General features: G+C 70.7%; 20 protein-coding genes. 12 read left to right on the forward strand and 8 right to left on the reverse strand.

Annotation, left to right across the window (positions count from 1 at the left end; translation table 11 throughout):
• Positions 1–29: 29 nt before the first annotated feature.
• From accC to aroQ, 3 genes are read right to left on the reverse strand one after another with little or no spacing between them, the layout of a single operon-like run.
• Entirely contained in the window at positions 30–1,382 is a 1,353-nt protein-coding gene (gene accC, locus BLR95_RS01785; protein ID WP_092614416.1) for an acetyl-CoA carboxylase biotin carboxylase subunit, read from the reverse strand.
• 20 nt (positions 1,383–1,402) lie between these two features.
• Complete coding sequence (accB, locus tag BLR95_RS01790; protein ID WP_092614419.1) at positions 1,403–1,846, reverse strand: acetyl-CoA carboxylase biotin carboxyl carrier protein; 444 nt, start codon at positions 1,844–1,846, stop codon at positions 1,403–1,405.
• 55 nt (positions 1,847–1,901) lie between these two features.
• Complete coding sequence (gene aroQ, locus BLR95_RS01795) at positions 1,902–2,360, reverse strand: type II 3-dehydroquinate dehydratase (protein WP_245689176.1); 459 nt, start codon at positions 2,358–2,360, stop codon at positions 1,902–1,904.
• 312 nt (positions 2,361–2,672) lie between these two features.
• Here aroQ and thiS point away from each other — a divergent pair, with 312 nt between their 5' ends.
• On the forward strand, positions 2,673–3,656 hold the full coding sequence (thiS, locus tag BLR95_RS01800) for a sulfur carrier protein ThiS (RefSeq protein ID WP_092614422.1): 984 nt from the start codon (positions 2,673–2,675) through the stop codon (positions 3,654–3,656).
• Positions 3,657–4,108: 452 nt separating this feature from the next.
• Entirely contained in the window at positions 4,109–5,212 is a 1,104-nt protein-coding gene (locus BLR95_RS01805) for a TRAP transporter substrate-binding protein (protein WP_092614425.1), read from the forward strand.
• Positions 5,213–5,311: 99 nt separating this feature from the next.
• Here BLR95_RS01805 and BLR95_RS01810 read toward each other — a convergent pair whose 3' ends face one another.
• Positions 5,312–5,677 (reverse strand): DUF1476 domain-containing protein, encoded by a 366-nt coding sequence (locus BLR95_RS01810; protein WP_092614428.1) that lies wholly within the window; start codon positions 5,675–5,677, stop codon positions 5,312–5,314.
• A gap of 131 nt (positions 5,678–5,808) precedes the next feature.
• Here BLR95_RS01810 and BLR95_RS01815 point away from each other — a divergent pair, with 131 nt between their 5' ends.
• The 9 genes from BLR95_RS01815 (at position 5,809) to grxD (ending at position 12,901) form a co-directional block, all read left to right on the forward strand.
• Positions 5,809–6,606, forward strand: coding sequence for an NRDE family protein (locus BLR95_RS01815; RefSeq protein ID WP_092614431.1), 798 nt, complete (start codon positions 5,809–5,811; stop codon positions 6,604–6,606).
• 82 nt (positions 6,607–6,688) lie between these two features.
• Positions 6,689–7,027 carry a helix-turn-helix domain-containing protein gene (locus BLR95_RS01820; protein ID WP_245689178.1) on the forward strand — a complete coding sequence of 113 codons (339 nt, stop codon included), beginning with the start codon at positions 6,689–6,691 and terminating at the stop codon, positions 7,025–7,027.
• A 193-nt stretch (positions 7,028–7,220) separates the two neighbouring features.
• Complete coding sequence (purC, locus tag BLR95_RS01825) at positions 7,221–7,988, forward strand: phosphoribosylaminoimidazolesuccinocarboxamide synthase (RefSeq protein ID WP_092614434.1); 768 nt, start codon at positions 7,221–7,223, stop codon at positions 7,986–7,988.
• A 30-nt stretch (positions 7,989–8,018) separates the two neighbouring features.
• On the forward strand, positions 8,019–8,261 hold the full coding sequence (gene purS, locus BLR95_RS01830; protein ID WP_092614437.1) for a phosphoribosylformylglycinamidine synthase subunit PurS: 243 nt from the start codon (positions 8,019–8,021) through the stop codon (positions 8,259–8,261).
• Positions 8,262–8,265: 4 nt separating this feature from the next.
• A complete protein-coding gene (gene purQ, locus BLR95_RS01835; RefSeq protein ID WP_092614440.1) occupies positions 8,266–8,958 on the forward strand; it encodes a phosphoribosylformylglycinamidine synthase subunit PurQ in 693 nt (230 codons plus the stop codon).
• A 50-nt stretch (positions 8,959–9,008) separates the two neighbouring features.
• Entirely contained in the window at positions 9,009–11,231 is a 2,223-nt protein-coding gene (purL, locus tag BLR95_RS01840; RefSeq protein ID WP_092614443.1) for a phosphoribosylformylglycinamidine synthase subunit PurL, read from the forward strand.
• A gap of 8 nt (positions 11,232–11,239) precedes the next feature.
• Positions 11,240–11,476, forward strand: a complete 237-nt coding sequence (locus BLR95_RS01845) for a BolA family protein (RefSeq protein WP_092614446.1) — start codon at positions 11,240–11,242, stop codon at positions 11,474–11,476.
• A 32-nt stretch (positions 11,477–11,508) separates the two neighbouring features.
• Positions 11,509–12,453: an EamA family transporter RarD gene (rarD, locus tag BLR95_RS01850; protein ID WP_176787517.1), complete on the forward strand. Its 945-nt coding sequence runs from the start codon at positions 11,509–11,511 to the stop codon at positions 12,451–12,453.
• 106 nt (positions 12,454–12,559) lie between these two features.
• Positions 12,560–12,901 carry a Grx4 family monothiol glutaredoxin gene (grxD, locus tag BLR95_RS01855; protein WP_092614451.1) on the forward strand — a complete coding sequence of 114 codons (342 nt, stop codon included), beginning with the start codon at positions 12,560–12,562 and terminating at the stop codon, positions 12,899–12,901.
• 10 nt (positions 12,902–12,911) lie between these two features.
• On the opposite strand, the gene BLR95_RS01860 is transcribed toward grxD, so the two are convergent.
• The 4 genes from BLR95_RS01860 to BLR95_RS01875 all read right to left on the reverse strand — a co-directional run bounded on the left by BLR95_RS01860 (position 12,912) and on the right by BLR95_RS01875 (position 18,952).
• Entirely contained in the window at positions 12,912–14,675 is a 1,764-nt protein-coding gene (locus BLR95_RS01860; RefSeq protein ID WP_092614454.1) for a diguanylate cyclase, read from the reverse strand.
• 205 nt (positions 14,676–14,880) lie between these two features.
• Positions 14,881–16,815 (reverse strand): PAS domain S-box protein, encoded by a 1,935-nt coding sequence (locus tag BLR95_RS01865; RefSeq protein WP_092614474.1) that lies wholly within the window; start codon positions 16,813–16,815, stop codon positions 14,881–14,883.
• A gap of 103 nt (positions 16,816–16,918) precedes the next feature.
• On the reverse strand, positions 16,919–17,791 hold the full coding sequence (locus BLR95_RS01870) for an MBL fold metallo-hydrolase (protein ID WP_092614477.1): 873 nt from the start codon (positions 17,789–17,791) through the stop codon (positions 16,919–16,921).
• A gap of 90 nt (positions 17,792–17,881) precedes the next feature.
• The gene (locus tag BLR95_RS01875; RefSeq protein ID WP_092614480.1) at positions 17,882–18,952 is read right to left on the reverse strand and encodes an MBL fold metallo-hydrolase; all 1,071 of its coding nucleotides are present in this window, start codon (positions 18,950–18,952) and stop codon (positions 17,882–17,884) included.
• A gap of 89 nt (positions 18,953–19,041) precedes the next feature.
• Between BLR95_RS01875 and BLR95_RS01880 the strand changes: the two genes are divergently transcribed.
• On the forward strand, positions 19,042–20,010 hold the full coding sequence (locus tag BLR95_RS01880) for an ROK family protein (protein WP_092614483.1): 969 nt from the start codon (positions 19,042–19,044) through the stop codon (positions 20,008–20,010).
• Positions 20,011–20,265: the final 255 nt, after the last annotated feature.

The raw sequence follows: 20,265 nt of genomic DNA on the forward strand, positions 1-20,265 counted from the left end.
CGTGTCCCTCCGCCCGTCCGCCAGCGGGATCAGTCGTCGTCGCACAGGGTGTCGACGAAGCCTTCCAGCCAACGGATGTCGTAGTCGCCGTTCACGAAATCGGGGTTGGCGATCAGCTGTTCGTGCAGCGGGATGGTGGTTTTCACCCCTTCCACCACGAACTCGCCCAGGGCCCGGCGCAGGCGCATCAGGCATTCGTTGCGGGTGCGCCCGTGGACGATCAGCTTGGCGATCATGCTGTCGTAGTGGGGCGGGATGATGGCCCCGTCGTAGAGCCCCGAATCGACGCGCACGCCAAGCCCGCCCGGGGTATGGAAGCCGGCGATGCGGCCCGGGCTGGGGACGAAGGTGCGCGGGTCCTCGGCGTTGATGCGGCACTCGATGGCGTGGCCCATGATGCGCAGGTTGTCCTGCGTCACGTCGAGCGGCGCCCCGGCGGCGATGCGGATCTGCTCGCGCACCAGATCGATGCCGGTGATCATCTCGGTCACCGGATGCTCCACCTGCAGGCGGGTGTTCATCTCGATGAAGTAGAACTTGCCGTCCTCGAACAGGAACTCGATGGTGCCGGCGTTGCGGTAGCCGATGCGGCTCATGGCGGCGCGCACCACTTCGCCGATCTCGGCCCGTTGGGTGGCATTGAGGGCCGGCGAGGGGGCCTCTTCCAGCACCTTTTGGTGCTTGCGCTGCAACGAGCAATCGCGCTCGCCCAGATGGACGACGTTGCCGTGGTTGTCGGCCAGCACCTGGATCTCGATGTGGCGCGGCCGGGTCAGGTATTTCTCGATGTAGACCTCGGGGTTGCCGAAGGCGGCCGCGGCCTCGGCGCGGGCGGTGCGGAAGGCCTCGCCCAGGTCCTCGCGCGAGGTGGCCACCTTCATGCCGCGCCCGCCGCCGCCGGCGGAGGCCTTGATGAGCACCGGATAGCCCATCTCGGCGGCCACCTTCTCGGCCTCGGCCTCGCTCTCCACGGCGCCGTCGCTGCCCGGCACGCAGGGCAGGCCGGACTCGCGGGCCGCCTGCTTGGCGCGCACCTTGTCGCCCATCATGCGGATGTGCTCGGGGCTGGGACCGATGAAGGCCAGGTCGTGGTCCTCGACCATTTCGGCGAAGTCGGCGTTTTCCGACAGGAAGCCGTAGCCGGGATGGATGGCATCGGCCCCGGTGACCATGGCGGCGGTCAGGATGGCGGCCTTGTTGAGGTAGCTGTCGCGCGCCGCCGGCGGGCCGACACAGACCGATTCGTCGGCCAGCCGGACGTGCATGGCGGCGGCGTCGGCGGTCGAGTGCACGGCCACCGTCTTGATGCCCATCTCCCGACAGGCCCGATGGATGCGCAGCGCGATCTCGCCCCGGTTGGCGATCAGGACCTTGTCGAACATGTTGTCAGCTCCGGCCCCGCTCACTCGACGATGACCAGCGGTTCACCGTACTCCACCGCCTGCCCGTCGCCGACCAGGATGCGGGTGATTCGGCCGCCGACCTCGGCGCGCACCGGGTTGAAGGTCTTCATGGCCTCGATCAGGAACAGGGTCTGGCCCTTGCTGATGCTGTCGCCGACCTGGACGAAGGGCGGCGCGCCGGGCTCCGGGGCGACGTAGACGACGCCGACCATGGGCGCCTTGATGGCCCCCGGGTGGCTCGCCGGGTCGGCCTCGCCGGCCGCGTCGGCGCTGGCGGCGGCCGGGGCGGCGGCGCCGACCGGCGCGGCCATGTAGCTGACGGCCGGGGCCGACTTGGCGACCCGGATGCGCACCTCGTCGGTCTGGTATTCGATTTCGGTCAGCCCGGTGTCGTCGAGAAGCTCGGCCAGTTGGCGCACGGCGTCGTGATCGATGGTGGTCATGGCGGGTGTCTTTGCTCGGCTCGCGTCTTGAGGGGGGGGGGGGGGGGGGGCGGGGTCAGGTCGTATCGGCGATCTGGCCAGCCAGATGGCGGGTGAGGGCGATCAGGGCGAGGCGATAGCCCTCGGCCCCGAGGCCGGCGATCACGCCCAGCGCCGCCTGGGCGGTGAAGGAGTGGCGGCGGAAGTCCTCCCGCTGGTGGAGGTTGGACAGGTGCACTTCGATGGTCGGCAACTCGGCCGCCAGCAGGGCGTCGAGCAGGCCGACCGAGGTATGGGTCAGGGCCGCCGGATTGAGGATCAGGCCGTCGTTCAGGTTGCGGGCCTGCTGGATCCAGGTGATCAGTTCGCCCTCGTGGTTGCTCTGGCGGAAGTCCAGCTCCACCCCCAACTCATCGGCGGTGGCGCGGCACATCTCGGCGATGTCGTCCAGCGTCTGGCGGCCGTAGACCTCCGGCTGGCGGGTGCCCAGCAGGTTGAGGTTGGGTCCGTTGAGGACGAGGAGACTGAACGACACGGGGGCCGGTCCGGAGCGGAAGGGCAAGGGGACGGGGCCTTTCAGGGTGGGCCCGTTCGAAGGTGAACGGTCAGGGTATAGCACAGGCCGCCGGGCTGGCAAACATCGCGCGCGGGGCCGAGTCGCCGCGCCCCGCGGGGAGGTCGGGCGGACGCCGGGGCCGGGCGGGTTGCACGGCCCGGCGGGGCGGCTCATATTGAGCCGCATCATCTGAAGTTCGCTCCGGGCCGGGGTCGGCGCCCGCCCTTTTGGCGCGCCCGGCCGCCCCCGTGCCCCACCCCATCCCCAATCATCGCAGCCCCCGGAACCCCCATGCAGATCACCCTCAATGGCGACTCCCGCACCGTCGACCCCGACACCACCGTGGCCGGTCTTCTGACCGCCGCCGGGCTTGACCCGGCCAAGGTGGCGGTGGAGCGCAACCGCGAGATCGTGCCGCGCAGCACCTACGACGCGGTGGCCCTGAGCGACGGCGACCAGCTCGAGGTGGTGCACTTCATCGGCGGCGGCGACACCACGCCGGAGGCCGCCGACAGCTTCGAGGTGGCGGGCCGGCGCTTCACCTCGCGCCTGTTGGTCGGCACCGGCAAGTACAAGGATTTCGAGGAGACCGCCCGGGCCCTGGAGGCCAGCGGGGCGGAGATCGTCACGGTGGCGGTGCGTCGGGTCAACGTGACCGACCCCAGCCAGCCCATGCTGGTCGATTACGTCGACCCCAAGCGCTACACCTACCTGCCCAACACCGCCGGCTGCTTCACCGCCGAGGACGCCGTGCGCACCCTGCGTCTGGCCCGCGAGGCCGGCGGCTGGGATCTGGTCAAGCTGGAGGTGCTGGGCGACACCAAGACCCTGTACCCCAACATGACCGAAACCCTGGCGGCGGCGGAGACGCTGATCGCCGAGGGCTTCAAGGTGATGGTCTACTGCTCCGACGACCCGATCATGGCCAAACGGCTGGAGGACATGGGCTGCGTGGCGATCATGCCGCTGGGCTCGCTGATCGGCTCGGGGCTGGGCATCCTCAACCCGGTGACCATCCGCCTGATCAAGGAAAGCGTCAGCGTGCCGGTGCTGGTCGATGCCGGGGTGGGGGCGGCGTCGGACGCCGCCGTGGCCATGGAGCTGGGCTGCGACGGGGTGCTGCTGAACACCGCCATCGCCGGGGCCAAGGACCCCATCGCCATGGCCCGGGCCATGAAACTGGCCGTCGAGGCCGGGCGGCTGTCCTATCTGGCCGGGCGCATCGGCCGCAAGCAGTACGCCGACCCCAGTTCGCCGCTGGCCGGGCTGATTTAGAGCACATCCCGAGCCATCCGGGACGGGTTGCCCGAACCGGTTGGCGACGACGATTTGCGTCAATATCAAGAACCTGGAGCATGCTGCCTGATTCACAAAGCACGCAGCATGCTCCAGGCCGGGGGGGTCTCAGCCGCTTCAGGCCGCCCTGTCGGTGGGGCGGCGGTGTCCGGGGCGGTCGTCATCGGCCGGTGCGACGACTCCTGGATGACCACCAGGGTTTCGCTTGGGCCAGGGCAGTCACGTCGGCCTCGGGGCAGGCGGTCTTGCCCAACTCCCCGCCCCCGACTCCCCGGCATGGACCTGCTCCAAATCTGAAATCGAGAGCGGATCGTGCGAGATGTGAAGCGCTCCGCGATTCACATCTCGCACGATCTGCTCTAGAACGTCCCCGGACGCGGACCGCGCGCCGGGCCGCGCCACCCACGGTTTTTTGGCATGGAGAGCAAGGCATGACCAAGCGTGAAATCGGCCGTCGCGGCTTCCTGGCCGGCACCGCCGGCGGTCTGGTGGCCGGGGCGGCGGGGGGGCTGGCCAAGCCGGCCATCGCCCAGGAGCGCATCGAGTGGAACATGGTCATGCCGTGGCCGATGAACGCCCCCGGGGTGGGGGTGAACGCCGGGCGCTTCGCCGAGATGGTCACCGCCATGAGCGGCGGCCGGCTGGTCATCAAGCTGTTCGGGGCCGGCGAACTGGTGCCGCCGTTCGAGGTGCTGGACGCGGTGCAGAACGATGTCGCCCAGGTCGGCCATGCCTCTCCCTACTACTGGCAGGGCAAGGCGCCGTCGCTGAACTATTTCACCACCGTGCCCTTTGGCCTGACCGCCTGGGAGTTGGCCGGCTGGCTGTACTTCGGCGAGGGGCAGGCGCTGTGGGAGGAGGTCTACGCGCCGTTCGGCATCCAGCCCTTCTTCGCCGGCAGTTCGGGGGTGCAGGCCGGCGGCTGGTTCCGCCGCGAGGTCAACACGGTGGACGACCTGAAGGGCCTCAAGATGCGCATCGCCGGCCTGGGGGGCGAGGTGATGCGCCGCCTGGGCGTGGCCGTGGTGCTGACCCCGCCGGGCGAGATCTTCCCCGCCCTGCAGTCGGGCACGGTGGATGCCGCCGAGTGGGTGGGGCCGTGGAACGATCTGGCCTTCGGGCTCTACAAGGCGGCGCCCTACTACTACATGCCGGCCTTCCACGAGCCCGGGCCGTCGCTGGAGATCATCGTCAACCAGGCCCGCTACCGGGCCCTGCCGGACGATCTTCAGGCCATCATCGCCCACGCCGCGCAGGCCACCTCGATGGTTTCCATCGCCGACTTCGCCTTCCACAACGTGGTCAGCCTGCAGCCGCTGCTCGACAAGGGCGTGGAGCTGCGCACCTTCAGCGACGAGATTGTCGAGGCGCTGGGCGAGGCCACCAAGGAAGTGCTGGGCGAGATGGCCGAGCGCGACCCGCTGACCCGCCGGGTGCACGACTCCTTCACCGCCTTCAACCAGCAGGCGGCGCGCTACGCCAAGTGGGCCGAGTTGCCCAACCTGATGATGCGCCAGAAGGTGTTGGGAGTCTGAGGGCGTTGGGGGCGGCCGCGCGCCGCCCCCTCTTCCCGATGATCCGGGCGGCCGCGCGCCGCCCCCGCTTCCCGATGATCCGGGCGGGGGCGCCGTCGCCTACAGGGTGTCGTCGACGATGTGCTGCTGGCCGCTCTCGATCTCGTCCTGGATCTGGCGCAGGGCTTCGTCCTGGCACTTGTCGAGGCGGATTCGCAGCCGGCCGGCGGTGGTTTCCAGGTCGTTGGCGGTCATGTCCGCCAGCACCTTGCGGATCACGTCGTCGTCGCCCTTTTCCTCGAAGTCGGCTTCGATGACCTGACGGGCGTAGGCCTCGGCCCCGCCGCCGGCCAGGCCCATCTCGCCGGCCGCCCACAGGCCGAACAGCTTGTTGCGCCGCACCGTCACCTTGAAGCGGATGTTCTCGTCGAGCTGGTACTTGGTCTCGAAGCCTTTTTCGCGCTGCTGCCAGGCATCGTCGGACATGGTTGCTGGTCCCTCGGGTGGCCTTTGGAATCATCGGGTTTGTCGGGAAGGGTGGGTCCGGTATACACAAAGCGGCCCGGGGCGTGCACCCGGTTTTTCGTCCGTTCGCATCGACAAGGCCCGCAAACCCGATGTGCACCGTTGTCCTGCTCGTTCGTCCGGGGCACGACTGGCCGCTGCTGCTGGCCGGCAACCGCGACGAGATGGCCGATCGACCATGGCGCGCCCCGGCCCGCCACTGGCCGGACCGGCCGCATGTGGTCGGCGGGCTCGACGTGTCGGGCGGCGGCAGTTGGCTGGCCCTGAACGACGCCGGGGTGGTGGCCACGGTGCTCAACCGGGCCGGCACCCTGGGGCCGGCGGTCGGCAAGCGGACCCGGGGCGAGTTGGTGCTGGAAGCCCTGGAGCACGCCGAGGCGGCGGCCGCCGCCGAGGCCCTGGCCGACCTCGATCCCGATGCCTTCCGTCCCTTCAACCTGGTGGTGGCCGATGCCGTCGGCGCCTTCCTGGTCACCCACCGGGCGGCCTCCGTCGAGGTGACGGCGGTGCCGCCGGGGCTGCACCTTTTGACCGCCCACGAATTGAACGACAGTGACGCCGATCCCCGGATCGCCCGTCACCTGCCGCGCTTCCGCGCCGCCCCGGCGCCGCGGCCGGGCCCGGACCCGGCCGACTGGGGAGCCTGGCCGGTGCTGCTGGCCGAAACCGGCGATGGTCCGGCGCTCCATCGGGTGCCGGGCAGCGCGCTGAGTTTCCAGATGGAAACCGGCTTCGGCACGCGCTCCTCGGCGCTCATCGCCCTGCCCGCCGATCCCGCCGTGCGGCCGCTGTGGCTGGGCACCGCCGGGCCGCCGGAGGAGTCGCCTTTCCGGCCGCTCGACCTGGATGACCGGGGGGAGTCGTCCAGGGGCTTCCCAGGTGGCGGGTGACATCATATAGTCATATTTCATGCCGCCGTTCCGTTGTCGGCTGCCCCTCCGCCTCTCCCCCTGTTCGCCCCCCCGATCCACCATGACCGACCTTGGCCGAGCCGCCACCGACCTTTCGGACAGCCCGGATGCCAGCCCTGCCGCCATGCCCGAGATGACCCCGACCGATTTCAAGACCTGGCGCAAATCGCTGGGGATGTCGCAGAAGCAGGCCGCCGAGGCCCTGGGCCTGAAGCGTCGCGTGGTGCAGTACTACGAAAAGGGCGAGCGCGACGGCGACAAGGTGGACATCCCCAAGTCGGTGCGTCTGGCCTGCTGGGCCCTGGCCCAGGGGGTCAGCGACTACCGCGGGCCATTGAAGGCGCCGCGCACCGAACTGCCCGAGCCCAAGAAGGCGCCCCAGCCGCCGGCCGGCGAGTGAACGGGCCAGGCCTTGTCGTGTCCCTGATCGTCCCCCCGATCCGCACGTTGCCGGGCGGCGGCGGGGCTGCTATATGGGGCGTTCCTGATCCTTGACCCCTGACCGCGTGCCGATCCTCTCGGCGACCGCCGACCGGCCCCTTGATCGTCGAGGGGTGGCCGGGGGGCGGATTGTCTTTCGGAGCCCCCATCCCATGAAGCGTCGCCGCCAGATCTACGAAGGCAAGGCCAAGGTCCTGTTCGAGGGGCCGGAGCCGGGCACGGTGATCCAGTACTTCAAGGACGATGCCACCGCCTTCAACAACAAGAAGAAGGGCGTCATCACCGGCAAGGGCGTGCTGAACAACCGGATCAGCGAATACCTGATGACCCGGCTGGGCGAGGTCGGCGTGCCGACCCACTTCATCCGCCGCCTGAACATGCGCGAGCAGCTGGTGCGCGAGGTGGAGATCGTGCCCATCGAGGTGGTGGTGCGCAACGTCGCCGCCGGCTCGCTGTCCAAGCGCTTCGGCATTCCCGAGGGGACGCCGCTGCCGCGCGCCGTCATCGAGTACTACTACAAGAACGACGAGCTGGACGATCCGATGTGCTCGGAAGAGCACATCACCGCCTTCGGCTGGGCCACGGTGGGCGAGATCGACGAGATCGTGTCCCTGACCATCCGGGTCAACGATTTCCTGTGTGGCCTGTTCCTCGGCATCGGCATCCGGCTGGTCGACTTCAAGTTGGAGTTCGGCCGCCTGTACCACGACAACGGCGACATCCAACTGGTGCTGGCCGACGAGATCAGCCCCGACAACTGCCGCCTGTGGGACATCGCGACCAACGAGAAGATGGACAAGGACCGCTTCCGCCGCGACATGGGCAAGGTGGAAGAGGCCTACCAGGAAGTGGCGCGGCGCCTGGGCATCCTGCCCGAAAGCGGCCCCGCCGACGCGCGCTCCACCGACACCATCCAGTGACCCTCAAAAGACCAAGCGGAGAGCCAAAAGGTGAAAGCCACCGTCCACGTCACCCTGAAGAACGGCGTTCTTGATCCGCAAGGCAAGGCGGTGCAGTCGGCCCTGGGCGGGCTGGGCTTCGCCGGCGTCGAGGAGGTCCGCCAGGGCAAGGTGATCGAGCTGACCCTGGCCGAGACCGACCCCGAGGCGGCACGGGCCAGCGTCGAGAAGATGTGCCGCGAGCTGCTCGCCAACACGGTGATCGAAGACTACCGCGTGGACATCGAGGGGTAGGGACATGCGCGCCGCCGTCATCGTCTTCCCCGGCTCCAACTGCGACCGCGACGTGGCCGTGTCGCTGCGCGCCGCCACCGGGCACGACCCGATCATGCACTGGCACGCCGACACCGAGCTGCCCAAGGTCGACCTGATCGTCCTGCCCGGCGGTTTCTCGCACGGCGACTATCTGCGCTCCGGCGCCATGGCCGCCCACGCCCCGGTGATGCGCGAGGTCAAGGCGCGGGCCGACCAGGGGGTGGCGGTGCTCGGCATCTGCAACGGCTTTCAGGTGCTGACCGAGTGCGGCCTGCTGCCCGGCGTGCTGATGCGCAACCAGTCCCTGCGCTTCATCTGCCGCGATGTTTTCCTGCGCGTCGAGGCGACCGACACCCCGTTCACCGCCCACTATGCGCCCGATCAGGTGATCCGCGTGCCGGTGGCCCACCACGACGGCAACTATTTCGCCGACCCGGCGACGCTCGATCTGCTGGAGGGCGAGGGCCGGGTCGCCTTCCGCTACACCGACGCCGACGGCACCGCCAGCGCCGCCGCCAATCCCAACGGCAGCCGCCGCAACATCGCCGGGGTGCTGTCGGCCAACCGCCGGGTGCTCGGCCTGATGCCGCATCCGGAGCGTCTGGCCGATCCCCTGCTGGGCGGCACCGATGGCGCCCCCCTGTTCAGCGCGCTGGCCGAATCCCTGGCCGCCTGAGCCTTACTTCCCGTCGTCCCCCGTCGCCCGCTGCCGGAGCCCCCATCGCCGTGACCGAGCCCACCCCCGACGTCATCGCCGCCCACGGTCTGAACGAGCCGGAATACGCCGAGGTGCTGAACATCCTCGGCCGGGCGCCCAATCTGGTCGAGCTTGGCATCTTCTCGGTCATGTGGTCCGAGCACTGCTCGTACAAAAGCTCGAAGAAGTGGCTGAAGACCCTGCCCACCACGGCGCCCTGGGTGATCTGCGGCCCGGGCGAGAACGCCGGGGTGGTCGACATCGGCGACGGGCAGGCCGCCGTCTTCAAGATGGAAAGCCACAACCACCCCAGCTTCATCGAGCCCTACCAGGGCGCCGCGACCGGGGTCGGCGGCATCCTGCGCGACGTCTTCACCATGGGCGCCCGCCCGGTGGCCAACCTCAACGCCCTGCGCTTCGGCAGCCCGGACCACCCCAAGACCCGGCATCTGGTGGCCGGCGTGGTGGCCGGCATCGGCGGCTACGGCAACTGCGTGGGCGTGCCCACGGTGGGCGGCGAGGTCAACTTCCACCCCGCCTACAACGGCAACATCCTGGTCAACGCCATGACCGTCGGCGTGGCCCCGGCCGACCGCATCTTCTATTCGGCCGCCGCCGGGGTGGGCAATCCGGTGGTCTACGTGGGCAGCAAGACGGGGCGCGACGGCATCCACGGCGCCACCATGGCGAGCGCCGAGTTCAACGAGGATTCCCAGGAAAAGCGGCCCACCGTGCAGGTCGGCGACCCGTTCACCGAGAAGCTGCTGATCGAGGCCTGCCTGGAGCTGATGGCCACCGATGCCATCGTCGCCATCCAGGACATGGGGGCGGCCGGACTCACCTCGTCGTCCTTCGAGATGGCCTCCAAGGGCGGCATGGGGGTGGAATTGGCCCTCGACCAGGTGCCGATGCGCGAAACCGGCATGACGCCCTATGAGTTGATGCTCTCCGAATCGCAGGAGCGCATGCTGATGGTCTTGAAGCCCGGGCGCGAGGACACTGCGCGCGGCATCTTCGAGAAGTGGGGCCTCGACTTCGCCATCATCGGCCGGCTCACCGACAGCGGGCGCATGGTGCTGACCTGGCATGGCGAGACGGTGGCCGACCTGCCGATCGATCCGCTGGCCCAGGCCAGCCCGGAGTACGACCGCCCGTGGGTCGACACCCCGGCCCCGGCGCCGCTCGACGAAGCGGCGCTGCCCGCCCACCCGACCTGGGACGCGGCGCTCGCCACCCTGATCGCCAGCCCCGATGTGGCCAGCCGGCGCTGGATCTGGGAACAGTACGACCACATGGTGATGGGCGACACCGTGCAGCGCCCGGGCGGCGATGCCGCCGTGGTCCGCCTGCATGGCAGCAACCGGGGCCTCGCCCTGACCACCGACTGCACGCCGCGCTACTGCCGCGCCCATCCGGAAAGCGGCGGCGCCCAGGCGGTGGCCGAGGCCTACCGCAACCTGTCGGCGGTTGGCGCCCGGCCGCTCGCCGTCACCGACAACATGAACTTCGGCAACCCGGAAAAGCCCGAGATCATGGGCCAGTTCGTGGGCGCCTGCCGGGGCATGGCGGCGGCCTGCGAAGCCCTTGAGTTCCCGGTCGTTTCCGGCAACGTGTCGCTGTACAACGAGACCGCCGGCGAGCCCATCCTGCCGACCCCCGCCATCGGCGGCCTGGGCGTGCTGGAGGACGTGGAGCGCATGGCGACCATCGACCTGAAGGCGCCCGGGCAGGCCCTGGTGCTGCTCGGCGGGCCCGAGGACCCGGAGGCCGGCTGGCTCGGCCAGTCGCTCTACCTGCGCGAGGTGCTGGGCCGCGAGGACGGCCCGCCGCCGCCGGTTGATCTGGCCGCCGAGCGGCGCGCCGGGGCCCTGGTCCGCGAGTTGATCGCCGGCGGCGCCTGCGACACCTGCCACGATGTGTCCGATGGCGGCCTGCTGGTCGCGGTGGCCGAGATGTGTCTGGCCGGCAACCTCGGGGCCGAGCTTTCCCTGGGCACCGTCCAGGCGCAGTTCGGCGAGGACCAGGGACGCTACGTGGTGGCCGTGCCGGCGGCCGATGCCGAGGCGCTGATCGCCCGCGCCGCCGAGGCCGGGGTGGTGGCGCGGCGCATCGGCACCAGCGGCGGCGAGAGCCTCACCCTGGCCGGCCAGCCCGGTACGCTGGCCCTGGATCGCCTGCGTGCCCTCCACGAAGACTGGTTGCCGACCTATATGGACGGTTCGACCCCCTCTGCCCCCGACAGCCAGGAGTGAGTTACCCCATGGCCATGGACGCCAGCGAGATCGAACGCCTGATCAAGGAAGCCCTGCCCGACGCCCGCATCACCATCGAGGATCTGGGCGGTGATGGCGACCACTACGCCGCGCAGGTGATTTCCGCCGCCTTTGCCGGCAAGACCCGCGTCCAGCAGCACCAGATGGTCTATCAGGCCTTGAAGGGCCGGGTCGGCGGCGAGTTGCACGCCCTCGCCCTGCAGACCCAGCCGGCCGAGGATTGAGCCGTCAGCCGAGCCCACCGGATGCGCCGCCCGTGAGCCCGCCGCCGGGCGGCGAGCCGATCCGCCCCATCGGCCTGCTGGCGGCGGTGGCGGCCTATGGCATCTGGGGCTTCTCTCCCCTGCTGTTCAAGCTGCTGGCCAGCGTGCCGGCGCCCGAGATCCTGGCCCACCGGGTGGTCTGGGCGGTGCTGCTGCTGGCCCTGCCCATCGCCCTGACCCGGGGCTGGCACAAGGTGGTGGCCATCGCCCGCGACCGCCGTCTGCGCTGGCTGTTCCTGGGCAGCACGGTGGCCATCTCCATCAACTGGCTGACCTTCATCTGGGCGGTGGCCCACGACGCCGTGGTGCAGACGGCCATGGGCTATTTCATCTTCCCCCTGGTCACCGTGCTGCTGGCCACCCTGGTGCTGGGCGAGAAATTGCGCCGTCGCCAGTGGCTGGCCATCGCCCTGGTCGCCCTGGGGGTGGGCTGGATGGTCGCCGCGGTCGGCGCGGTGCCGTGGATCGCCCTCATCCTGGCCGTCTCGTTCAGCACCTATGGCCTGCTGCGCAAGCTGGCCCCGGTCGACCCCATCGTCGGCCTGTTCGTCGAGACGGCGCTGGTCGCCGGCCCGGCCCTGGTCTGGCTGGTCTGGCTGGCGGTGAACGGCCAGGGCGCCTTTCTCGGCGGCCTGGGGGCGGGGGTGGACATCGGCCTGCCGCTGGCCGGCCTTCTGACCACCGCCCTGCCGCTGACCCTGTTCGCCTTCGCCGGCCAGCGCATGCCGTTGGCCGTGCTCGGGCTGATGCAGTACATGAACCCGACCCTGCAACTGCTGCTCGCCACCCTGGCCTTCGGCGAGCCCTTCACCACCAATCACGGGGTGGCCTTCGGGCTGGTCTGGTGCGGTCTGGCGGTGTTCGTGTCGGGCTATGCGAGGCGGCGCCGCAAGCCGGCGCTGGCCGGCCAGGAGAGCGCCGAAAAGGCGGCGCATTGACAGGCCCCCTTGGCCCGGCCATATGGGGAGGCGCGGTATTTCAAGCCGCAACTGTTTTCAGTTCGCCAGATTTTCCATCCCTCAAGTTCAGGATGTCCGCCGCGCCATGACCGACACCGCCGACCCCACCCAGGCCCGCATCGCCCAGGAAATCGCCGACAATTCCGTGGTGCTGTTCATGAAGGGCACGCCGACCTTCCCGCAGTGCGGCTTCTCGGCCGCCGTGGTGCAGGTGCTGACCAAGCTTCAGGTCAAGTTCAAGGGCATCAACGTGCTGGAGGACGAGGCCCTGCGCCAGGGCATCAAGGAGTTCAGCAGCTGGCCGACCATCCCGCAGCTCTACGTGGCCGGCGAGTTCGTCGGCGGCTGCGACATCGTGCGCGAGATGGCCGAGACCGGCGAGTTGTCGAGCCTGCTGGCCGACAAGGGCGTCGCCCCGGCGGCCTGAGGCGGGGACCTCACGGGGCGGGCCCGGGGGCCGCAACGGCCCTGTCCCGCCCCCCGGCCTTGGCGCCGTACAGGGCCTGATCGGCCCGTTGCAGCAGGCTTTCGGTGCTCTCCTCCGGGCCGCCCAGGGTGGCCACGCCGAGGCTCACCGTGAAGCTGATCGACGGTCCCGAGGGGATGTCGGCCGGAGTGGTGCGCACCGTCTCCAGCAGGCGGTCGGCCAGCCGCAGCGCCCCCTCGGCGTCGGTTTCCGGCAGCAGGGCGGCGAATTCCTCGCCGCCCAGGCGCCCGATCTGATCGCAATCGCGCAGCGCGGCACGGACCAGCGCCGCAAGGTGGACCAGCACGGCGTCGCCCGCCGGGTGGCCGTGGGTGTCGTTGATGCGCTTGAAATGGTCGGCGTCGATGGTCAGCAGCGACAGCGGTCGGCCGTAGCGCCGCGCCTGCCCGGCCAGGGCTTCCAGGCTTTCCATGAAGGCGCGTCGGTTGAGCAGGCCGGTCAGGCCGTCGGTGTCGGCCAACTGGCGCAGCCGGGCCTCGACCGCCTCGCGCTCGGTGATGTCGCGCGCCACCCCCACATGCAGGCGTTGGTCGCCGATGGTGGCCTGACTGACCGCGATCTCCAGCGGCACTTCGCTGCCGTCGCGACGCCGGCCGATGATGCGCCGCTGGCGCCCCATCAGCCGCACCGCCGCCGAGGGCGCGGCGCGCACATGGGCGTCGTGGGTGGCGGCGTCGGGTCCGGTCATCAGGCGGTTGACGGTGGTGCCGGTCATCTCCTCGGCGTCGTAGCCGAACAGCTCGCAGGCGGCCGGGTTGAATTCCTGGATCATGCCGGCGTCGTCGATGACGATCACCGCGTCGCGGGTGGTTTCCATGAAGGCGCGCAGCCGGGCCTCGCTGGCCGCGATGCGCAGGCGGTCGCTCTGGTAGACCAGGGTCAGCCCGGCGAGCAGGACAGCGAGAACCAACAGGCCACCCTCGATCCACACCAGATGACCGGTCCCGGACCGCCAGCCGGCCTGGGGAGCGGCGGCCAGGATCCAGGTGCCACCGGGCACGGCCACCGTCGCGGTGACCGGCCGGGCCTGGAACAGGGTGGGATCGCCCAGGAACACCTCGCCCTCGGCGCCCCGTCCGTCCGTCCCCTTCACGGCGTGGCGGAAGCCGTCCCCGCTGTCGGTCAGGCCGACCGAGGTGAACAGCGAGTCGGCGTCAAGGACCAGACTGAGGATGCCCCAGTACTCGCCGTCGTCCAGGAAGACCGGGGTGCGGCTGATCAACCCGCGGCCGCCCTGGCGCAGGTTCACCGGCCCGGCGAGCACGGTGCGCCCGCTGTCGATGGCCCGCTTGACCGCCGGCCACTGGCCCGGCAGGTCGGGGTAATAAAGGCCGATCGCCGCCTCGTTCCCCTCGACCGGATAGACCTCGCTGATCCGGTTGCCGGGGGCCACCCCGATGTTGCGGACATGACGCCCGAAGCGGTGCAGGGCGGCCAAGGCGGCGGTGATGCTGTCCTCGAGGTGGCCGTCCATGGCCTGGACGTGGGCCAGCAGGCCGTTGGCCAGGAAGACGTTGGCGTTCAGCTCCGCTTCCAGGCGGGTGCGCAGGGCGGCGGCGTGCTCGACCACCCGGGCGTGCAGGGCCTGGCTCAGCCGGTCGCGTTCGGTCTGCACGGCGAAGTGGGCCAGGGCCGCCAGCAGGACCAGGATCAGGCCGCTGGCCAGCAATTGGCGGGCGCCCAGGGCGGTGGGGGAAGGACGGCTGACGGGCACGGACAGGGTTTCCGGGGTGTATGCCGCCGGGTCCTCGCCATGCCTCCGGCAGGGCCTTCTGGCTGCCGGCGGGGGCGCGGCCCGGGGGGGATGGCGGCGCGTGTCGGAGGCGCAGGGTACCACTTCCGGGATGAACCTGTCAGGCCCGGTTATGCGCCAATGCCATCGTTTTGGGGGGCGCGGTGGACTGGTGGCCCATGCCGCCTTACAGATCAACCGTCTCGGCGACCAGCAGGCGCAGGTAGACGGTGCGCTGGCCGAGGGCGCGATAGGCGTCGATCCCGGCCTTCTCGCCGGCGCCGCTCAGCCGCCACAGGTCGGCATCACCGCGTCGGCGCACCTTCATCGACCAGTCGGCGAACATGCGGCTGGCGGTTTCGCCGCGGTCCAGCACCTCCACCGCGTCGTGGCGCGGATCGGAGCGGATGCGCTCGAACACCGCGTCCACCTGTTCCGGGCTGCCTTCCAGGTACTGCAGGATGAAGCTGTCGCCGACGACCAGGGCCCCGGTCAGGTCGGCCGTCTGGTTGTGGCGTTCCGAGGCCAGCCGGATCTCGCTCAGCCCGGCCGGGTCCAGGGTCTTGGGCCGGCTGCGGTAGATCAGGTAGGCGACCCGCGCCGGGCGCTCCGGGTCGGTCGAGGTGGGGGCGGTCGTTGCCGGTGCGGTCAGACGCTCGGCGGGCAGGCGCAGGCGGGCCCGCGTGCCTTCGCCCTTGCGGCTTTTCAGGTCGAGCCGGCCGCCGTGGGCGCGGGCCAGGCCCTGGGCCAGCGGCAGCCCCAGGCCGGTGCCCGGCTGGCGGCGGCTGAGCGGGTTGTCGACCTGGCCGAAGCGCTCCAGGGCGATGGTCAGCTCGCTGTCGGTCATGCCGATGCCGGTGTCCTCGACCTCGATCACAAGGTCGCCGCTGCGCGGGCAGCGGCTGGCGGTGATGGACACCCGGCCGCCGTCCAGGGTGAACTTGACGGCGTTGGAGATCAGGTTGACCAGGATCTGGCGCAGCCGCCGGGCATCGCCGCGCAGGTGCCCCAGGCCGGGATCGATGGCCAGGGTCATGTCGATGGATTTCTGCGCCGCCTGATGGGCCAGCAGGCGGGCGCTGCCCTGGATCAGCTCGCGCGGTTCGATGTCCTCCTCGAACAGGGTGATGCGGTCGGCCTCGACCGCCGCCATGTCCAGGATGTCGTTGATCAGGGCCAAAAGGTGGCTGGCCGAGGCATGGATGTCGGCGGTGTAGCCCTCGTAGCGGCCGTTGGCCAGCGGGCCGAAGATGCCGTCGCGCATGATCGAGGAAAAGCCGATGATGGCGTTCAGGGGGGTGCGTAACTCGTGGCTCATGTTGGCCAGCAGGTCCGACTTGGCGCGGCTCGCCACCTCGGCCTTCTCGCGCGCCTCGGCCAGGGCCAGTTCGGCCAGCTTGCGCTTGGTGATATCGTGCTGGAGGGAGACGAAGTGGGTGATGGTGTCCCGTTCGTCGCGGATCGGCAGGATCGCCGTTTCGACCCAGAACGGGGCCCCGTCGCGCCGCCGGTCGAGCAGCTCGCCGCGCCACTCGCGGCCCGCCTGGAGGTGTTGCCACAGGTCCTCATGCACGCCGCGCGGGGTGTGGCCGGAGGCCAGCATGGCCGGGGTGCGGCCCACCGCGTCCTCGGCCGCCCAGCCGGTCAGCGCCTCGAAGGCCGGGTTGACGTGGGTGATCACGCCATTCGGGTCGGTGACGATGATCATGTCCGAGGACTGCTCGAAAATCCGCATCAGCAGCCGGCTGCGCGTTTCGGCGGCCAGACGGTCGGTGACGTCGCGGTCGATGCCGCGATAGCCGATCAGCGTGCCGGCGGCGTCGAACAGCGGCACGCCGGAGGTTTCCAGCACCACCTCGCGGCCGTCCGGGCGCAGGTTGCGGTTGATCAGGCCCTCGAAGGGGGCCTTGCGGGCGATAATGTCGGTGAACTGGTCGGCGATGCGTTGTGCCTCGTCGGGCGGCATCAGGTCGAACGGCGTGAGGCCGATGATCGCCTCCGGGGCGCGGCCGAGCAAGCGCTCGACGCCGGCGCTGGCGAAAGTGTAGCGGGCCTCGGCATCGACTTCCCACAGGAAGTCGGGCAACTGGTCGATCATCGCCCGCAGCTTGGAAGCGGCCATCCCGGCACCCTCGACGCGGCCCCGCCGCCCGGCCCGGGCACCGGGGGGCGGAGAGCCAAAGGCTTGATGTGGAGGGAAGCGCGGTCGATTGCAACCGACTTTTTTAGAATTGGTCGAGCGGGATTTTCAGGAAGCGTCGGCCCTCGGCGTCGGCCTGGGGCAGGGCGCCGGCCGCGATGTTGACCTGCACCGAGGGCAGGATCAGGCGCGGCATGGGCAGGGTGGCGTCGCGCCCCTGGCGCATCTCGATGAATCCGTCGCGATCCAGGCCGGCCGTGGCGCCGACATGGATGTTGTCGCGCCGCTGCTCGGCGATGGTGCTCTCCCAGGCCGGTTGGCGGCCCCCGGGCGCGTAGTCGTGGCCGACGAAAACCCGGGTTTCCGGGGGCAGGGCCAGCAGACGCCGCAGGGAGTCGTGGAGCTGGCCGGCGTCGCCGCCGGGGAAGTCGCAGCGGGCGGTGCCGAAGTCGGGCATGAACAGGGCATCGCCGGTGAACAGGGCGTCGCCGATCAGGTAGCTCACGCAGGCCGGGGTGTGGCCCGGGGTGGCGATGGCCCGGGCGGTGATGTTGCCCACCTGGAAGGTCTCGTCATCGTCGAACAGGTGGTCGAACTGGCGGCCGTCGCGGGCCAGATCGTCCAGCCCGAAGGCGGCGGCGAAGAGGGCCTGGACCTGGGGCACCCGGGCGCCGATGCCGGTCCGCCCGCCGAGCGCCGCCTGGATCAGCGGCAGGGCCGACAGGTGATCGGCATGGACATGGGTGTCGAGCACCCAGTCGACGGTCAATTGACGGCTCCTGGCGGCCTCGATGATGGCCTCGGCGCTGGCCGCGCCGGTGCGCCCGGCGGCCGGGTCGTAGTCGCGCACCGGGTCGATCACCGCCGCCCGGCCGCTTGACGGGTCGGCCACCAGATAGCTCACCGTGGCGGTGTCGGGGTCGAAGAAGGCGCTGACGTCGGGGTGCGGCTGGGTCATCTCCTGGAGCCTCCCTGGGGCGACGGGGGATCTAATATATAAGAGATGTCTTATTCATGCCCCGGGTCAAGGGGCGGCGCGCGGGGTCGCCTACAGGCGTCGGAAGCGGGCCACGCCGGCGGCGTCGGTCTGTCGGATCAGACGCCCGGCGTGCCACAACAGGTGCAGGTGGGCCAGACTCTCGCCGACCGCGAAGATGGTCTGATGGGTGTCCATGGCGCGCTTGAACAGGGCGGGGATGACCTCCGCCCCGGACACCCCGGCGCCCGCGTCCGGGCAGGCCGCCTCGGCCAGCCGCAGGCGCTCGCGGTGGTGCTCGGCCAGGGTGTCGAGGCGGGCCCGCAGCCCCCGGAAGGGCCGCCCGTGCGAGGGCAGCACCAGCACGTTGCCGGGCAGGATGCGCAGGCGCTCCAACGAGGCCAGGAACAGCGGCAGCGGGTCGCCGTCCGGCTCCTGGGGCCACACCCCCACGTTGGGGCTGATGCGGGGCAGCACCTGGTCGCCGGAGATCAGGACGTCCAGATCGGGGCAGTACAGGCAGGCATGTTCCGGCGCGTGGCCGCGCCCGGTGATCACCCGCCACGGGCGACCGCCCAGGGTCAGCGTCATGCCGTCGAGCAGCCGCTGGTAGGTGTCCGGGATCGGCCCCACCCGCTCGGCATAGCTGTTGCCCCGGGCCCCGATCTCGCCCAGCATGTCGCGATCCAGCCCGGCCCGGCGGTAGAAGGCGAGCTGGCGCTCCACATAGCGCGGCCCGGTGTCCAGGCTGAGCGCCCGGGCAAAGGCCCATTCGCCGGCGGTGGCCAGCAGCGGGGCGCCGAAGCGGGCCCCCAGCCAGCCGGCCAGACCCATGTGGTCGGGGTGGAAATGGGTGCAGACGATGCGCCGGATGGGGCGGTGGCGCAGCGGCCCGGCCAGCACCTGCTCCCACACCGCGCGGCTTTCCGGGCGGTCGATGCCGGTGTCGACCAGGGTCGCACCGTCGTCCTCGTCGATCAGCCACAGGTTGACGTGGTCCAGCGCGAAGGGCAGCGGCAGGCGCAGCCAGCGCACGCCGGGCGCCACCTCGATCAGCTCGCCGGTGGACGGCGGCTCGGGCAGCGGATAGATCAACTCCTCGCCGGGGGCCGGCAGATGGGGGGACTCCGTCAGGCTGGTCATCGGCAGCGGCACGCCTGGTTCGGCCAAGACCCCGACGCGCCGGCGGCGTGCCGACGGAGGGCTGGGTGGCAATGGGAGGGTGAGGTTGCATGGCACAGAATGGATCGCCCTGGCAAGACCCGGCCGGGACCGCCTCCCCGGGCGGCCCGCGTTTCGGGGTCGACCTGGGGGGCACCAAGATCGAGGTCATCGCCCTCGACGGCGCCGGCACCTGCCGCCTGCGTCGCCGGGTGCCGACGCCGCGCGATGACTACCCGGCGACCATCCGCGCCGTGGCCGACCTGATCGCCGCCGCCGAGCGCGAACTGGGCGTCCGGGGGCGGGTCGGGGTGGGCATTCCGGGCGCCATCTCGCCGGCCAGCGGGCTGGTCAAGAACGCCAACTCCACCTGGCTGATCGGCCGCCCGCTCGACCGCGATCTGGCCGCCGCCCTGAACCGCCCGGTGCGCCTGGCCAACGACGCCGACTGCTTCGCCCTGTCCGAGGCCAGCGACGGCGCCGGGGCCGGGGCGGCCAGTGTGTTCGGGGTGATCCTGGGCACCGGGGTGGGCGGCGGCGTGGTGGTCGGCGGGCGGCCGCTGGCCGGACCCAACGCCATCGCCGGCGAATGGGGGCACAACCCGCTGCCCTGGCCGGCCGACCACGAGCGGCCCGGTCCGGCCTGCTACTGCGGCCGGCACGGCTGCCTGGAAACCTTCCTCTCCGGTCCCGGGCTGGCCGCCGACCACGCCCGGGCCGGCGGGACCGAAACCGATCCCAAGGCCATCGTGGCGGCGGCGCACGAGGGCTGTGCCGTCGCCCAGGCCACCCTGGATCGCCACGCCGACCGGCTGGCCCGGGGGCTGGCCTCGGTGATCAACCTCCTCGACCCCGCGGTGATCGTGCTCGGCGGCGGGCTCTCCGGGCTGGCCCACCTTTACGACGAACTGCCCCGGCGCCTGCCGGCCTATGTCTTTTCCGACACCGTCACCACCCCGATCCGCCCGCCGGTCCACGGCGATTCCAGCGGCGTGCGCGGCGCCGCCTGGCTGTGGCCGTCGGGAGATCAAGGCCGGTAGGTCTCGTAAACAAGGGGCGCTGCCCCTTGCCCCGCCGGGGGACCGAAGGCGGTCCCCCGGACCCCCTCCTGTCGTTGGCGTGAAACGTTGATTCGGAGCCGGGCGCGGGTGGTTTTTTGGTTGCAGGCCAGCTTCGCTGGTCTGCTGAAATCATCCCCAGCGAAACACGCCTCCGACAGCCGAAGGCGCTCTGAAGCGTCTTTCGGGTTGTTAAGCAGGCCGGCCAAGGCCGGCCTGCAACCAAACACCTGCCGC

Origin of the sequence: Roseospirillum parvum (assembly GCF_900100455.1) — a bacterium.
In the GTDB taxonomy this organism is placed as follows: Bacteria; Pseudomonadota; Alphaproteobacteria; order Rhodospirillales; family Rhodospirillaceae; genus Roseospirillum; species Roseospirillum parvum.

Bases quoted from the DNA above. Each gene is read 5' to 3' on its own strand.
- BLR95_RS01880 (WP_092614483.1), top strand. From the start codon at position 19,042: ATGGCACAGAATGGATCGCCCTGGCAAGACCCGGCCGGGACCGCCTCC.
- purC (WP_092614434.1), top strand. From the start codon at position 7,221: ATGAAGCGTCGCCGCCAGATCTACGAAGGCAAGGCCAAGGTCCTGTTC.
- BLR95_RS01870 (WP_092614477.1), bottom strand. From the start codon at position 17,791: ATGACCCAGCCGCACCCCGACGTCAGCGCCTTCTTCGACCCCGACACC.
- accC (WP_092614416.1), bottom strand. From the start codon at position 1,382: ATGTTCGACAAGGTCCTGATCGCCAACCGGGGCGAGATCGCGCTGCGC.
- accB (WP_092614419.1), bottom strand. From the start codon at position 1,846: ATGACCACCATCGATCACGACGCCGTGCGCCAACTGGCCGAGCTTCTC.
- BLR95_RS01810 (WP_092614428.1), bottom strand. From the start codon at position 5,677: ATGTCCGACGATGCCTGGCAGCAGCGCGAAAAAGGCTTCGAGACCAAG.
- BLR95_RS01820 (WP_245689178.1), top strand. From the start codon at position 6,689: ATGACCGACCTTGGCCGAGCCGCCACCGACCTTTCGGACAGCCCGGAT.
- BLR95_RS01815 (WP_092614431.1), top strand. From the start codon at position 5,809: ATGTGCACCGTTGTCCTGCTCGTTCGTCCGGGGCACGACTGGCCGCTG.
- grxD (WP_092614451.1), top strand. From the start codon at position 12,560: ATGACCGACACCGCCGACCCCACCCAGGCCCGCATCGCCCAGGAAATC.
- BLR95_RS01845 (WP_092614446.1), top strand. From the start codon at position 11,240: ATGGCCATGGACGCCAGCGAGATCGAACGCCTGATCAAGGAAGCCCTG.
- purQ (WP_092614440.1), top strand. From the start codon at position 8,266: ATGCGCGCCGCCGTCATCGTCTTCCCCGGCTCCAACTGCGACCGCGAC.
- thiS (WP_092614422.1), top strand. From the start codon at position 2,673: ATGCAGATCACCCTCAATGGCGACTCCCGCACCGTCGACCCCGACACC.
- BLR95_RS01865 (WP_092614474.1), bottom strand. From the start codon at position 16,815: ATGGCCGCTTCCAAGCTGCGGGCGATGATCGACCAGTTGCCCGACTTC.
- BLR95_RS01875 (WP_092614480.1), bottom strand. From the start codon at position 18,952: ATGACCAGCCTGACGGAGTCCCCCCATCTGCCGGCCCCCGGCGAGGAG.
- BLR95_RS01805 (WP_092614425.1), top strand. From the start codon at position 4,109: ATGACCAAGCGTGAAATCGGCCGTCGCGGCTTCCTGGCCGGCACCGCC.